Annotated in this window: 10 protein-coding genes; 2 read left to right on the forward strand and 8 right to left on the reverse strand. The window is 69.5% G+C overall.

Annotated features, from left to right (window positions below):
* Nucleotides 1-29 precede the first annotated feature (29 nt).
* The gene (locus ACFUPX_RS20405; protein ID WP_383324097.1) at nucleotides 30-863 is read right to left on the reverse strand and encodes an arylamine N-acetyltransferase; all 834 of its coding nucleotides are present in this window, start codon (nucleotides 861-863) and stop codon (nucleotides 30-32) included.
* 182 nt (nucleotides 864-1,045) lie between these two features.
* On the opposite strand from ACFUPX_RS20405, the gene ACFUPX_RS20410 reads away from it, so the two are divergent.
* A complete protein-coding gene (locus ACFUPX_RS20410; RefSeq protein WP_383324099.1) occupies nucleotides 1,046-1,576 on the forward strand; it encodes a TerD family protein in 531 nt (176 codons plus the stop codon).
* Nucleotides 1,577-1,686: 110 nt separating this feature from the next.
* On the opposite strand, the gene ACFUPX_RS20415 is transcribed toward ACFUPX_RS20410, so the two are convergent.
* On the reverse strand, nucleotides 1,687-4,584 hold the full coding sequence (locus ACFUPX_RS20415; RefSeq protein ID WP_383324102.1) for a vitamin B12-dependent ribonucleotide reductase: 2,898 nt from the start codon (nucleotides 4,582-4,584) through the stop codon (nucleotides 1,687-1,689).
* A gap of 134 nt (nucleotides 4,585-4,718) precedes the next feature.
* Entirely contained in the window at nucleotides 4,719-5,273 is a 555-nt protein-coding gene (nrdR, locus tag ACFUPX_RS20420) for a transcriptional regulator NrdR (protein WP_383324106.1), read from the reverse strand.
* A 494-nt stretch (nucleotides 5,274-5,767) separates the two neighbouring features.
* Here nrdR and lexA point away from each other — a divergent pair, with 494 nt between their 5' ends.
* Nucleotides 5,768-6,550, forward strand: a complete 783-nt coding sequence (gene lexA, locus ACFUPX_RS20425; protein ID WP_249587324.1) for a transcriptional repressor LexA — start codon at nucleotides 5,768-5,770, stop codon at nucleotides 6,548-6,550.
* Nucleotides 6,551-6,665: 115 nt separating this feature from the next.
* Here the strand turns inward: lexA and ACFUPX_RS20430 are convergent, their stop codons facing one another.
* From ACFUPX_RS20430 to ACFUPX_RS20450, 5 genes are all read right to left on the reverse strand, one after another.
* Nucleotides 6,666-8,708: an ATP-dependent DNA helicase gene (locus ACFUPX_RS20430; RefSeq protein ID WP_383324110.1), complete on the reverse strand. Its 2,043-nt coding sequence runs from the start codon at nucleotides 8,706-8,708 to the stop codon at nucleotides 6,666-6,668.
* 40 nt (nucleotides 8,709-8,748) lie between these two features.
* Nucleotides 8,749-10,557, reverse strand: coding sequence for an IucA/IucC family protein (locus ACFUPX_RS20435; protein WP_383324113.1), 1,809 nt, complete (start codon nucleotides 10,555-10,557; stop codon nucleotides 8,749-8,751).
* A 118-nt stretch (nucleotides 10,558-10,675) separates the two neighbouring features.
* The gene (locus tag ACFUPX_RS20440) at nucleotides 10,676-11,548 is read right to left on the reverse strand and encodes a GNAT family N-acetyltransferase (RefSeq protein WP_383324116.1); all 873 of its coding nucleotides are present in this window, start codon (nucleotides 11,546-11,548) and stop codon (nucleotides 10,676-10,678) included.
* A 36-nt stretch (nucleotides 11,549-11,584) separates the two neighbouring features.
* A complete protein-coding gene (locus tag ACFUPX_RS20445) occupies nucleotides 11,585-13,639 on the reverse strand; it encodes an IucA/IucC family protein (protein WP_383324119.1) in 2,055 nt (684 codons plus the stop codon).
* A gap of 97 nt (nucleotides 13,640-13,736) precedes the next feature.
* Nucleotides 13,737-15,197 (reverse strand): diaminobutyrate--2-oxoglutarate transaminase family protein, encoded by a 1,461-nt coding sequence (locus ACFUPX_RS20450; protein WP_383324122.1) that lies wholly within the window; start codon nucleotides 15,195-15,197, stop codon nucleotides 13,737-13,739.
* Nucleotides 15,198-15,236: the final 39 nt, after the last annotated feature.

A 15,236-nucleotide genomic window follows, 5' to 3' on the forward strand; every position in this document is an offset into this window, starting at 1 on the left:
CCATCGTACGGCGCGGAGCGTGGCCCGGGTCACGCTCCGGCGTAGTGCGCCCGGATCAGCTCGGCGCGATCATCGGCGTTCAGTTCAATACCGAACTCGCGATCGAGAACTTCCCCCAACTCCCCTGCCGATACGCGACGTTCGTCCGATGTGCCGTCCGGCCGCATCACCGTCAGGCGATCACCGACCAAAGTGCGGCGCTCCTCCGGAGTGGGCCTCTGGATCACCGGGCGGCGAATGAACGGCGACAAGGGGTGGGTCGACGTGTAGTGGTTCATCACTACGTAGTCGACGGGTAGGCGTTCTTCCAGCGTGTATTCGTAGAGATCGAACCAGCCGTCCGCGTGCTCGGTCCGCAGCACCCGCGCACCGTTCGCTTCCTGCACGATCCCGAACCGCCACTCTCCTTGTCGTACGTCTTGTCGTACGTCGCCCTCGTCCCCCATGGGGATCGGTTCGAGAAGTCCTTCGGCACCGAAGCCGACATCGCAGTGCCACTGCCGGCCGTCCGCCTCCACCTTCAGGAGCATGTGCGTCACCGCGCGACGCGACGAGGCGCCCGCCCTGACCCGCCCGCCCAGCCCCGTGACGGCAAAGCCGATCCGCTCCAGAACCGCCGCGAAGAGGAGGTTCTGTTCGTAGCAGTAGCCGCCTCTGCGCTGGCGCACGAGCTTGTCCTGGAGCGCGGCCAGATCCAGCGGTACGGACCGGCCCAGCATCATCTCCAGGTTCTCGAAGGGGATCGCCGCCACATGCGCCCGGTGAAGCGCGCGGAGTGTGTCGAGGTCGGGCTTCGTCCCTCCTTCGTGGCCGATCCTGGCCAAGTAGGCCTCGATGTCCACTTCTTCCCCGTTCCACGTCATGGGGCAATGATCGTCGCGGTGGCGTACGTACGCCACCGGGAATGCCGCGAGGGCCCAACAGCCCTGCCGACCACGAAACTTCGGCGATGTCAGCCATACGTCGTAGCGTGTCTGTAGGGCGTGCCATGTGGACATGCCTTGGGCGTGAGCGTCAGCCGGCGTCTACGAGGAGGGGGAACTACGTGAGCAGTGTCAGCAAGGGGATCAAGAAGGTCGAGGTGGGGCTCAGATGGGATCCGAGCCCCGTCGGCACTCCCCCGCACGATCTCGACATCATCGCCGCGACATACACCGCGGACGCCCCGTACGACAGCCCCGTATACCTGGTGCACTTCGACAGCCGCGCCCCGGACGGGACGATCACCCTCAACAGGGACAGCAAGACGGGTCAGGGCTTCGGCTTCGACGAGGTCATGACGCTTGAGCTCGACCGGCTCGCGGCCACGTACGCGCGCGTGGTGGTCGGTGTGGCCATACAGCCCCACGGGGGACAGAAGGCGTTCGCCGACATCCCGAACACGGCGGTGCGCATCCGCCACGGCCACACCGATCTCGCGCTGAACGACCTCTCCGCGGTCTCCGGGTTCACGGCAGCGACGATCGCCGAGTTCACCCGGGACGTCGAGTCGGGCTCATGGTCCTTCCACGAAATGATCCGCGGATTCGACGCCGACCCGACGTCCTTCGCGGCGGTGATGGGCACCGAGATCTGAGCGCGACGACGCTCCAACGCCAAGGGTGGTGGAGCCGATTTCTCGGCGCCACCACCCTTGGCGTTCAGGCTTCACTCCAGGTCAGTGCCTGAAGCTTCGCCGGTGCGCGATCAGCTGCAACCGCTGGTCGAGCCGCAGCCCTCGCAGATGTAGCAGGAGCCGGCACGCTGCATCTTCGTCCCGCAGGAGAAGCACAGCGGCGCGTCGGCCTGGATGCCCAGCTGCATCTCCACGAGCTCGGCGCTGGTGTGCGCCTGCTGCGGAGCGGGCTTCTCGGCCTCGGCCTTCGGCACGGCGACCGACTTCAGGACCTCGGGCTGCCGCGGGGCGGACTGGGCCAGACCCTCGACGTCCACCTCGGGCTCGTCCAGGGACGGCTCGTACGAACCGGTGTCCAGGTGACGCTGACGCTCCTCGGCCGAGTGGATGCCGAGCGCGGAGCGGGTCTCGAAGGGCAGGAAGTCCAGCGCCAGGCGGCGGAAGATGTAGTCGACGATCGACTGCGCCATCCGCACGTCCGGGTCGTCCGTCATGCCGGCCGGCTCGAAGCGCATGTTCGTGAACTTCGAGACGTACGTCTCCAGCGGGACGCCGTACTGCAGGCCTACGGAGACGGCGATCGAGAAGGCGTCCATCATGCCCGCGAGGGTCGAACCCTGCTTGGACATCTTCAGGAAGACCTCGCCGAGACCGTCGTCCGGGTAGGAGTTCGCGGTCATGTAGCCCTCGGCGCCACCCACGGTGAAGGAGGTGGTGATCCCCGGGCGGCCCTTGGGAAGGCGCTTGCGGACGGGGCGGTACTCGACCACCTTCTCGACCGCGGCACGGATCGTGTCCTCGGCCTTCTCGGTGACCTCGGCGTTCCCGTCGCCCTTCTTCTTGGCGGAGAGGGGCTGGCCGACCTTGCAGTTGTCGCGGTAGATGGCGAGCGCCTTGACGCCCATCTTCCAGGCCTCGTAGTAGACCTCTTCGACGTCCTCGACGGTGGCCGTCTCGGGGAGGTTGACCGTCTTGGAGAGCGCGCCGGAGATCCACGGCTGGATGGCCGCCATCATCCGGACGTGGCCCATCGCGGAGATGGAACGCTCACCCATCGCGCAGTCGAAGACCTCGTAGTGCTTGGTCTTGAGACCCGGAGCGTCGATCACATTGCCGTTCTCGGCGATGTGGGCGACGATCGCCTCGATCTGCTCCTCCTGGTAGCCCAGGCGACGCAGGGCCTGCGGCACGGTGCCGTTGACGATCTGCATCGAGCCGCCGCCGACGAGCTTCTTGAACTTGACCAGGGCGAGGTCGGGCTCGAGGCCGGTGGTGTCGCAGGACATCGCGAGACCGATGGTGCCGGTCGGGGCGATGACCGACGCCTGAGAGTTACGGAAACCGTTCTTCTCACCCAGGCGGAGCACGTCCTGCCAGGCCTCCGTGGCGGCGGCCCAGACCGGCGTGTCCAGGTCGTCGACGCGGGGCGCCGTGGCGTTGGCGTCGGAGTGCTGCTTCATGACGCGCTTGTGCGGCGTGGCGTTCTTGGCGTAGCCGTCGTAGGGACCGACGACCGCGGCGAGCTCGGCGGAGCGCTTGTACGACCGCCCCGTCATCAGGGAGGTGATGGCGCTGGCCAGGGAGCGTCCGCCGTCGGAGTCGTACGCGTGGCCGGTCGCCATCAGCAGGGCGCCGAGGTTGGCGTAGCCGATGCCCAGCTGGCGGAAGGCGCGGGTGTTCTCACCGATCTTCTGCGTCGGGAAGTCCGCGAAGCAGATCGAGATGTCCATCGCGGTGATGACCAGCTCGACGACCTTGGAGAAGCGCTCGGCGTCAAAGGACTGCGTGCCCAGGCCGTCGTCCTTGAGGAACTTCATCAGGTTCAGCGAGGCGAGGTTGCAGGACGTGTTGTCCAGGTGCATGTACTCGCTGCACGGGTTCGAGCCGTTGATCCGGCCGGACTCCGGGCAGGTGTGCCAGGCGTTGATGGTGTCGTCGTACTGGATGCCGGGGTCGGCGCAGGCCCAGGCGGCCTCGGCCATCTTGCGGAAGAGCGACTTGGCGTCGACCTCCTCGATGACGTCGCCCGTCATGCGGGACGTGAGGCCGAACTTGCCGCCCTCCTCGACCGCCTTCATGAACGTGTCGTTCACACGGACCGAGTTGTTGGCGTTCTGGTACTGGACGGACGTGATGTCGTCGCCGCCCAGGTCCATGTCGAAGCCCGCGTCGCGCAGGGCGCGGATCTTCTCCTCTTCCTTCACCTTGGTCTCGATGAAGCCCTCGATGTCGGGGTGGTCGACGTCGAGGATGACCATCTTGGCCGCGCGGCGCGTGGCGCCACCCGACTTGATCGTTCCTGCGGACGCGTCGGCACCGCGCATGAAGGAGACCGGTCCCGAGGCGTTGCCGCCCGAGGACAGCAGTTCCTTGGAGGAGCGGATACGGGAGAGGTTCAGGCCGGCGCCGGAGCCGCCCTTGAAGATCATCCCCTCTTCCTTGTACCAGTCCAGGATCGAGTCCATGGAGTCGTCCACGGCCAGGATGAAGCAGGCGGAGACCTGCTGCGGCTGGGGCGTGCCGACGTTGAACCAGACCGGCGAGTTGAAGCTGAAGATCTGGTGCAGGAGGGCGTACGCCAGCTCGTGCTCGAAGATCTCGGCGTCGGCGGGCGAGGCGAAGTAGCTGTAGTCCTCGCCAGCCTTCCGGTACGTCTTCACGATGCGGTCGATCAGCTGCTTGAGGCCGGTCTCGCGCTGCGGGGTGCCAACGGCCCCGCGGAAGTACTTGCTGGTGACGATGTTGACCGCGTTCACCGACCAGAAGTCGGGGAACTCGACGCCACGCTGCTCGAAGTTGATCGAGCCGTCGCGCCAATTGGTCATGACGACGTCTCGGCGATCCCAGACCACCTCGTCGTACGGATGCACGCCGGGCGTCGTATGGATGCGCTCGATACGCAGACCCTTGTTGGCCTTGGATCCCTTGGCGCGGGAACCTCGTGCCGGGCCGCTCGTCGTCTCGGTCATGCCGCCTCCCTGTATCAGGCTAAAACGCCCTGAAGTGCCACGATGTTCCCGTGACACGATGTTGTCTGGTGCCGCGGAACCCGCGAAGGCATCCGCAACAGGTCTGTGTGTGCCGCCGTCGGCCGTTCAGCCGGTCAGTCGGCGGCAGTGGCGGGCACCGGGACTTCGACAGTCCCTCCGGGCCCGCAGTCCTTCGCGCCGGGCTCGCCGCCGGCGCCGTGCGGCTCGTCGTCGAGCCGCTTTTCCCGCTGGTCCCTCAGCTCCCCGATGGCAGCCTCGAAATCCTCAAGTGAATCGAACGCCCGGTACACGGACGCGAAGCGCAGGTAGGCCACGAGGTCCAGCTCCTGCAGCGGACCGAGTATGGCCAGACCCACGTCGTGCGTGGTCAGTTCGGCGCTCCCGGTGGCCCGCACCGCCTCTTCGACCCGCTGGCCGAGCTGGGCGAGGGCGTCCTCGGTCACCGGCCGCCCCTGGCACGCCTTGCGTACGCCGTTGATCACCTTCGTACGGCTGAAAGGCTCGGTCACGCCGGAGCGCTTGACCACCATCAGCGAACACGTCTCCACGGTCGTAAAACGACGGGAGCAGTCGGGACACTGACGGCGCCTGCGGATCGACGTGCCGTCATCGGTGGTGCGACTGTCGACCACGCGACTGTCGGGGTGCCTGCAGAAGGGGCAGTGCATGGAACTCCCAACCCTCCTTCACGACACGACTCATAGGCCTCAACAGGCCCGTGAGGCCCTCGAAGCAGCCCCAAGCATAGGCGATGACCGGGGCCCGAAAGGACCGGGGACCACAACTTCTGGGCTGCGGATGCAATCCAACCACTAGATCTGGGGTTTGGGCGTAAATCCGGCCCCATCGCGTGTCGCGTACCCGCGGCCCGCCGCGAACGATACGAGCCCGCCTCGCGCGCCGCACGAGAAGGGGGCGGTGCCAGGTTGACCGAGCAACAAGTGGCAGTATGGGAGCCCCACTGAGGGGGCTCCAGCCCCGGCGGTGAAGCGTACCGTAATGAACCGAAATGCCATTCGGCTCGAACGTTAGCCATACACCCAGACGCATGATCGCGGCAGGCATTCTGCGATTTTTCACTCGAACGTGTGTTTGGCGCAACCTTTCGAAAGCAACTACCGTTGGCTAACTAGGGAGAACATCTCGAGAGGGGCCGACAGACGTGACCACCACCGCAGACAGCGCCACCATCACTGCCCAGGACCGCCAGAGCCGACTCGAGCCGGTGCATGCCATGAATGACGCAAGCACGAACCAGGAGGGCCCCAAGCCCACACGCTCCCTACCGGGCCGACCTCCTGGGATCCGCGCCGACAGCTCGGGCCTCACCGACCGGCAGCGCCGGGTCATCGAGGTCATCAGGGACTCGGTACAGCGGCGGGGATACCCGCCGTCGATGCGGGAGATCGGGCAGGCGGTGGGCCTCTCCAGCACCTCGTCGGTGGCCCATCAGCTGATGGCACTGGAGCGCAAGGGCTTCCTGCGCCGCGACCCGCACCGCCCGCGTGCGTACGAGGTCCGCGGCTCGGACCAGCCGAGCAGCCAGCCCACGGACACGGCCGGCAAGCCCGCCGCTTCGTACGTCCCGCTGGTCGGCCGCATCGCGGCCGGTGGCCCGATCCTCGCCGAGGAATCGGTGGAGGACGTCTTCCCGCTCCCCCGGCAGCTCGTCGGCGACGGTGAGCTGTTCGTCCTCAAGGTCGTCGGCGACTCGATGATCGAGGCCGCGATCTGCGACGGCGACTGGGTGACGGTCCGCCGCCAGCCCGTCGCGGAGAACGGCGACATCGTCGCCGCCATGCTCGACGGCGAGGCGACGGTCAAGCGGTTCAAGCGCGAGGACGGACACGTGTGGCTGCTGCCTCACAACTCCGCGTATCAGCCCATCCCCGGTGACGAGGCGACGATTCTCGGCAAGGTGGTGGCGGTGCTGCGGCGGGTGTGAGCCCTCCGCTCCTGACCGGGCCCCGGAACCAACTGCGCCGGTTCCGGGGCCCTGCTGCGTCCGGAGGCATCCGGGCCCGTCGGAGAGCAGCCCCGGGGGCGCCGGGGCCGGTCCGCTACTCCACGGCGGCCTCGTCCTCGCCGTCCGTCCGGGGATTCGCCTTGGGATCGGGCATGGGGTTGGCCTGGGGATCCGCCTTGGCCACCGCGTCGATCGCGGACAAGGAGCGGCGCACCTGATTGCGGTCCGTCGTGTACCAGAAGTCGGGCAGCGAGGACCGCAGATAGCTGCCGTAGCGCGCTGTCGCGAGCCGCGGATCCAGGATGGCGACCACCCCACGGTCCTCGGAGGCCCGCACGAGCCGCCCCGCGCCCTGCGCCATCAGGAGCGCCGCGTGCGTCGCGGCGATGGCCATGAACCCATTGCCGCCGTTGTCGTCCACCGCCTTCTGGCGTGCGCTCATCAGCGGGTCGTCGGGGCGCGGGAAGGGGATCTTGTCCATGACCACCAACTGGCAGCTGGCGCCCGGCACATCGACGCCCTGCCACAGCGAAAGCGTCCCGAACAGACAGGTCTGCGGGTCCGCCGCGAAGTTCTTGATCAGCTCGCCCAGCGTCTCCTCGCCCTGCAGCAGGATGGGCATGTCGAGCCGGCCACGGAGCTCCTCGGCGGCGTTCTGAGCGGCCCGCATGGACGAGAACAATCCGAGCGTGCGGCCGCCCGCCGCCTCGATCAGTTCGGCCAGCTCTTCGATCATGTCGCTGCGTGTGCCCTCACGGCCCGGCCGGGCCAGGTGCTGGGCGACGTACAGGATCCCCTGTTTGCGGTAGTCGAAGGGCGAGCCGACATCGAGGCCCTTCCACGCCGGGGCGTCTTCGGACTCGGTGCCCTCGGGCGCCAGCCCCAGGGAAGCGCCCACTCCGTTGAAGTCGCCGCCGAGCTTGAGGGTGGCCGACGTGAGGACCACCGAGCGATCGCTGAAGAGCTTCTCGCGGAGCAGGCCCGAGACGGACATGGGCGCCACCCGCAGGGAGGCCCCGAAGCGGTCATGGCGCTCGTACCAGACGACGTCCCACTCGGAACCGTTCGCGATGCGCTCCGCCACGTCGTGGACCGACTCGACGGATGCGAGGGCCTGCTTGCGTACGGCGTCCTCGTCCTGGACCGACTTGTCACGGGTGGAGCCGAGCGCCGAGATGACCGTGCGGGCGGCGTCACGCAGGGCCAACAGTGCGTACCCGAGGTCCTCCGGGACCTCCTCGATACGGCCGGGGAGCGCCAGCTCCATCACCCGCTCGAAGCCTTCGGACGCGGACTGGAGCTGATCGGCCGCCTTCTCGTTGACGAGCTTGGCCGCTCGGCGGACAGCGCGGTTCACCTGGCCCGGGGTGAGCTCTCCGGTCGCGACGCCGGTGACCCGGGACACCAGCTCATGGGCCTCGTCCACGATCAGCACTTCGTGCTGGGGAAGAACCGGAGCACCCTCGATGGCATCGATCGCGAGGAGCGCGTGATTGGTGACCACGACCTCGGAGAGCTTGGCCCGCTCGCGCGCCGCCTCGGCGAAGCACTCCGCTCCGTACGCGCACTTCGTCGCACCCAGGCACTCCCTGGACGAGACGGACACCTGGGACCACGCGCGGTCGGAGACTCCGGGGGTGAGGGCGTCCCGGTCGCCGGTCTCGGTCTCGTCCGCCCAGTCGCGCATCCGCAGCAGGTCCTGGCCGAGCTTGCTGGTGGGGGCCGCGGCCTCGAACTGGTCGAAGAGCGCGGGGCCCTCCTCCTCTTCCTGCGGCACTCCCTCGTGGAGCCGGTGCAGGCACAAGTAGTTCGAACGGCCCTTGAGCATGGCGAACTGGGGGCGGCGGCGCAGCAGCGGATGCAGCGCGTCCACCGTCCGTGGCAGGTCACGCTCCACGAGCTGGCGCTGCAGCGCCAGCGTGGCCGTCGCGACCACCACGCGCTCGCCGTGCGCGAGGGCGGGCACCAGATAGCCGAGGGACTTGCCCGTGCCGGTACCGGCCTGGATCAGCAGGTGGGAACCGTCGTCGATCGCCTCGGCGACGGTCTCGGCCATCGTCACCTGGCCAGGGCGCTCCGTGCCGCCGACGGCGGTGACGGCGGCGTGCAGGAGCTCGGGAAGGGAGGGCTTTGTCATAGCGCGACTACCCTACGGGTCTCCACTGACAATCCCTCGATCAAGGCCGGTGGAGAGGGTTGGGCACGCTGCCGTGCACGGCAGCGTGCGGGCGCTCGGGGCGGTCCCGGTATCCGTCGAGATGGAGCCGGTTCCGGTTGAGGCAGAGCCGCTCGATGCGCGGGGTCAGCAGGTCGAACATCTCGTACCGCTCCTTGAGCTGGGGGGCGCGCGCCTGATGGCGGAGGATCTCGGCCCGGACGAGCGACCAGAAGTCGGTCTCCGGGATGCCCAGCTGCTCGTGGCACAGCGGGGCGAGATAGCGGAAGACACCCACGAAGAGCCCGGAATGGATGAACTGCGTGAGGAAGTCCGCGCGTTCGGTGAGCAGTACGTCGCGGACGTCCTCCGGCATCGACGCGTGCTCCGGGAGGGCCTCGGCGCTGACGTTGACGTCGTCGACGAAGTCCTTCACCGCGAGCCGGACGGGCACGTCCTTGTCGTCGAAGACGACGATGGCGTTCTCCCCGTGAGGGGAGAACACCGTGCCGTACCGGTACAGGAACTGCAGGAGCGGAGGCAGCAGAGCGCCGAAGAGGTGCCGCAGCCAGACCTCGGGGGCCAGGCGCGAGCGCTGGACCAGCTCGGCGACGAAGGCCTTGCCGTCCGGGTCGGTGTGTAACAAGGAAGCAAGGGTGCGGGCACGCTCATCGGGAGCCAGGTACCGGGTGATCGGTTCGCGCCAGATCGCGCCGAGCAGTTCTTTGTATTGGTAGGGGACCTCGGGAAGACCGTCGTACAACGGATGCGCGACGGTCACCGACGCGACCTCGCCGAGCAGGATCACCCGGCATTCGTCGCGCAGGAAGGGGTCGGCGTCGCGCAGCGCGTGCATCCAGGCGGTGACTGCGGGGGCGGCCAGGGTGCGCTCGGTCGGGAGTCCGCGCCACACCAGGGTGTTGAGGACGGACAGCGGCAGCTTGACGGTGTGCCGGTCGGGACGGGACACGTTCAGGAACGTACGGATGGATTGCTGGGGCAGTCGCAGATCGCCGTCGGTGGGGAGCGGCACGATCGCGCCCGCGGCGACGGAAGGGGCGAAGAGCGGCAGGACGACGTCGTCCCACTGCCACGGATGCACCGGCAGGTAGAGGTAGGCGTCCGGGTCGAGGCCGCGTGCCCTGAGTATGTCCGCGAAGGAGTCCCTCGAGGCGGCGGTGAGCTCACGTGTGTAGAGCTTCTCCGCGGTGTCCAGGCCGTGGACACCGCGGTAGTCGGCGAGGTCGGTGTGGACCGCGATCCAGGGAAGCCGCGCGGTGAGTCGGGCCTCGGGCGCCCAGCGGGCGGTGTCGCTCGCGGAGAAGCCGATGCGGCCCTTGTTGAGGACGAGCCAGGGGTGGCCGGTCTGGTGCCCTTCGAGTTCCGCGTAGCCGAGGTCGGCGAGCTGCGCCGCGGTGAGGGCCGTCTGGTCGAGCCGGGCGTCGGCGGAGAGCGTGACGGTCAGCTCGCGGATGAGGTGGCCGAGCGTGGCGCCGTCGATTCCCAGGGTGCGGCGGGCTCGGGTGAGGAAGCGGAGGGGGTCGCTGAAGGGGAGCGGCGGCCCTGCGCCCTCGGCCAGCGCCAGGCTGTCGGGGTCGACGTACCAACTGCCGTACGAGCCGCGGCGGGCGCGGAAGAGGAGCCGATCGTCGTCGCCATCGAGTCCGAGGCTGTAGGTGTCCGCGTCGTCCGGTCCGGCGGGGACGGGCCTGATGATCTCCTCATAGGCGAACTCACCGACCATTTTGGCGAGGAGCCGGCGCCCGCCGCTCGCCCATCTGTCGGGGGTCAGTTCCGGCGGATCGTAGAGAGCGGACGGATCGCGGGGCATCGGGGGGACGGACGGACCGGACGGACCGGACGGATCGGATTGATCGGAAGGATTCGGCACGGGGACTCCTCCGGGAGGGAACCGGATCAGGTCGAGCGGTGTACCAAGAGTGAGCGGGTCAGAGCACTGCGCGCAGGGCCCGGTCACGGACCATGAGCGCCGCGCGCTTGTCAGGGAGATCCACTTCGGCGGCGAAGCGGAAGCCGGCGCTGAGAAACGCGGAGACGGAAGGGGTGTTGCGTAGGGCGGGTTCTGCGATGACGCGTGCGCATGCGGCGCGGTGATCGAGCACAAGGTCGGCGACGGCTCTCAGCAGAGAGGTGCCGAGCCCCCGGCCGCGGTCGGCGACACCGCCGATGAGGAGGTGAAGACCGGTGTCGTGCGGGCGGGCCGGATAGTGGCGGGCCAGGGCGTCGAGGTCCGCGCGGTAGACCTCCCAGTAGCTCATCGGAGTGTCGTCCAGAACACCGAGGCAAGGGACGCTGCGTCCGTCGCCGTCGATCTGGTCACGCAGGTGCGCCTGGGTGACGTCATCGGGTCCGGCCAGGTCCCAGAAGGCCGCCACGGCGGGGTCGTTCATCCACCGGCTGATGAGGGGGAGATCGCGTTCGATACGTACGGGCACGAGCTGGAAGACACCGGCAGAGGTCGTCGCGGGGCCCCAGTCGGCGACGTTGTCGAGCAGATCGTCGGCCGACGAGGCGGCCGACGGTGCCGGGGCACGGCCTGGCGGGCGCGGCGTGACGGAACCGATGTGTCCGGCGTGCGCGGGTCGCTCACCGTGTGCGTCGGTCTGCGCGTCGGCCGCGCCACTCCTCGCGCCGCTCGTCGGGCCGCTCGTCGCGCCGAACAGCGCGATGAGTTCGTCCGGGAGGCGCAGGTCCAGAGTGTCCTGGACGTCTGCCCTGTCGGCGCTGGAGGACTCGGTGGCGGACTCGGGGGTGGTCTCGGTTCCGGCGTCGGTGCTCGCATCGGGGGGAGGCGGAGGCACGGCGTCGCTCCTCTCAGGAAAGGTCGGTCATGTTCCTCAGGAATGAAGGGGGTTGGCGATGGAGACGTAGACGGACTGGGTGTCGACCGGGCCCACGAGCTCGTCGAGCCCGCGGAGCCTGGTCAGGAGATTGGCCTTGCACCGCAGCACGGGTGAGTCGAGAAGCAGGGCGGGCAGCGGCGAGCGCAGAGGAGCGGGACCGGAGACGACGTCGCCGAGGAAGCGGCGGAACCCCGCGAGCAACAGCTTCTCGTCGGCCAGGCGTTGGGCACCGAGCGCCCCGATGAGGCCGAGGACGTTGTTGATGCCGAGGTAGTAGGCGAACCGCTCGTCCGCCACCTCGTCGGACACGAACGTGTCGCTGTGCTCGCCGATCCCCGGGAGCCTTCGGTCGAGCTCGGCGCGGCGGGACTCACGGAAGTAGTAGCCCTGGTTGTCGCGGTAGCGGCCGCCCACGGGCCAGCCGTCGGAGTCGAGCACCAGGAGCGTGTTCTGCTGGTGCGCCTCCAGGGCGACACCTGCCTCACTGTCCAGCCAGAGCACGGGTCGTACGACGTTCTCCAGGTAGCGCAGGAACCACTCCGTGGCGACGGCTCCCCGGGGGCGGCCCGTCCGGCCGGCGAGGCGGGTGACGATCTCGCCGAGCCGGGAGCGCATCGGGGCGCGGTCGTGCCCGGTGGACTGCGGTGAGGGCCTGGGCGAGACGAGTCCGGCGATGCAGGTGACGTCGTCGCCGGGGCCGAAGGGGTTGTGCCGGATCATGACGTCGAGTCCGGGGACGGGCGCGCCATCGGGGCCGGTCACGGCGAGCCAGGCCGGGTCTCGGATCACGTCGAAGCCCGGGTGGGCTGCCTGCCACCGCTCGGCGAGGCCGCTGCGCAGCAGCCGGTGGACCTCGACGCCGCGGTGGAGTTCCTTGCGGAGATTCTCACGACGGGAGTTGGTGATGCGCAGGCCGAGCGAGAGCTTCAGCATGGCTGCGGCGCCGGAGCGGTAGAGGGTGCGCACGGAGGAGGTCGGGTACCACGGTGCGCCGTGGGGGCCGAGGTCCTGGAGGAGTCCGGCTTCCAGGAGTGCGGCGGTCGCGGGGCGGTGCCTGAGCTCACGCATCTGCCACGGGTGCAGGGGCAGGGCGGCGCGGCCTTCCGGCAGCGGCAGGTCCGGGCCCGCGAGGCGGGCGGTGAGCTGCTCGGCCGGGAGGGTGCGGCCACGCTCGGTCCAGGCCGAGTCCGCGGCGAGCACGGAGGGGTCCACGGCGAGCCAGTGCAGCGCGAAGGCGCCACGCAACTCCGGTGAGTAGAGCCGGGATTCGGTGTCGGAGAGCCCCTCGCGGCTCTTCGGCGTGGGGTGCAGGGGATGGCCGAGAAGCAGGGACTGCTCGGCGGCGAGGAAGAGGTCGGGGTCGTCGCCGGGGTTGTTCCGGCGGTCAGCGATGAAGGTGGCGGTGCGCCGCACCGAGTCGGCGACGCGGCCGACCAAGTCCCCTCCTTCGACCCGCTCACCGCCGGTGCCGGAGTCGGTTCCGGAGCCTGTACCTGTGCCGGAACCGGTGCGCTCGGGGTCACCCTGTGCGTCGGCCTCTCCTTGCCCGTCCGTCCACCTCTCGGACCACCACTCGGACCACCCCTCGGCCCGTTCGTCCGGCTCGGCGGTTCCGCTCCGGTGGCCTGTCTCGCGGCCCAGGAGGGCGGCGACGGTGACGGCGTCGGCCGGGGGTGCGCTCCGGGGGCCGTCCTCCAGGTACGGGAGGCCGAACCGGTGCCAGCCGGTGGCCGACCAGTAGTGCACGGGGACGAGCAGAGCGGTGCCACTGGCGTCCAGCGGGATGCGCAGGGCGCCGTGCTCGGGGGCCGGGAAGCCGTTCTCGCGCACCCAGCAGCGCAGGAGGTTCTCGATGGCCGCCACCTGCGCGGCGGTGTGCGCATCGGGGTGCTCCAGAAGGTCGGCGGTCGCTCCTCCCAGCGGATCGGCCCGGCGGCCTCCCTTCTGCCGGGGGACCGTACCGGGCTCCGCCACCAGGGAGGATTGCGTGCCGCACGCGCCTGGGACGTAGGGGTGGGGTGGGCCGTCGGATGCGGGGGTGGCGTTCAAGAGGGGTTCCTTGTGAGGTCGTTCGGGCTCCGGGGCGACGGGCTGGAGCTGAGCTGATGTCTCGTGGCCGTCCGCGGGACGACCGGGTACCGGCGGGCTATCCGTGGTGCTGACGCTCGGCCGCGGAGATCGCGTCGGCGAGGCGGTCCAGGATCGCGGCCGCCTGCTCGTCCGTGATGGTGAGAGGAGGAAGGAGGCGTACGACGCTGGAGTGCCGTCCGCCCAGCTCGACGATGAGTCCGCGGCTCAGACATTCCCGTTGTACCGCGGCAGCGAGTTCGGGCGCTGGGGGTAGCGGCCGTAGGGAGCGGTCCAGGAGTCCGGCAGGCAGGGAGCGCACAGCAGAAGCGCCACCCGGGGTGCCGGTGCCACCCCCCGGACCGCCGGGGCCGCCGCTGTCCCCCAGACTGCCCGCACCCCCCGAACAGGCCGGGTCCACGAGTTCGACGCCGATCATCAGCCCTCTGCCCCGGACGTCCCCGATGCAGGGATGCTCGGCGGCCAGGGATCGCAGCTGGGTGAGCATGCGGGTGCCAAGGACTCCCGCGCGTTCCGCGAGGCCGTTCTCGCGGACGTACGCAAGGGTGGCCGCGCCTGCCGCCATGGCGAGCTGGTTGCCGCGGAAGGTGCCCGCGTGGGCGCCCGGCGACCAGACGTCGAGGTCGTCGCGGTAGATCACGACGGCCAGGGGGAGGCTGCCGCCGATGGCCTTGGAGAGCACCATCACGTCCGGCACGACGCCGCTGTGCTCGACGGCCCAGAAGGTGCCGGTGCGCCCGACGCCGGTCTGGACCTCGTCCGCGATGAGGGGGATCGAGCGTGCGGCGGTGATCTCGCGCATCCGGCGCAGCCAGTCGTCGGGGGCGGGGATCACGCCGCCCTCGCCCTGCACCGGTTCGAGGATCATCCCGGCAGGCCGCGGCACGCCCGACTTGGGGTCGTCGAGGAGGCTCTCGGTCCAGCGGGCCGCGAGTTCGGCGCCCTCCGCACCGCCGATGCCGAACGGGCAGCGGTAGTCCTGCGGATAGGGCAGGCGCGCGACGCGTACGTCCCGTGCGCCACCGGACACTTCGAGCGCCCCCGCCGTCATGCCGTGGTAGGCGCCGGTGAAGGCGACCATGCCCTCGCGCCCGGTGGCCGTACGGACGAGTTTGAGCGCGGCCTCCACCGCGTCCGTGCCGGCGGGGCCGCAGAACTGGATCCGCCCACGGTCCGCGAGTTCGCGGGGCAGGGTGCGGAACAGCTCGGTGGTGAAGGCGTCCTTGACCGGTGTGGCCAGGTCGAGGACGTGCAGCGGTGCCCCCGAGTCGAGGACCTTCCTGATCGCTTCGAGCACCACCGGATGGTTGTGCCCGAGGGCCAGGGTCCCCGCACCCGAGAGGCAGTCGAGGTAGCGCTGCCCGTCGGCGCCCTCGATCGTCAGGCCGCGCGCCCGCACCGGCACGATCGGCAGGGCGCGCGCATAGGTGCGCGCCGCCGACTCGCGCGCCGACTGGCGTCGCAGGATCCCCTCGTGCGCCGCGGAAACCGCCGCGGGCGCCGGCTCGGTCACGGCCACGACTGTTGGTCCTCCCGCTGGGAATGGGCGCTTCCCACT

The organism is Streptomyces sp. NPDC057302 (assembly GCF_042667685.1).
Classification (GTDB): Bacteria; Actinomycetota; Actinomycetes; order Streptomycetales; family Streptomycetaceae; genus Streptomyces.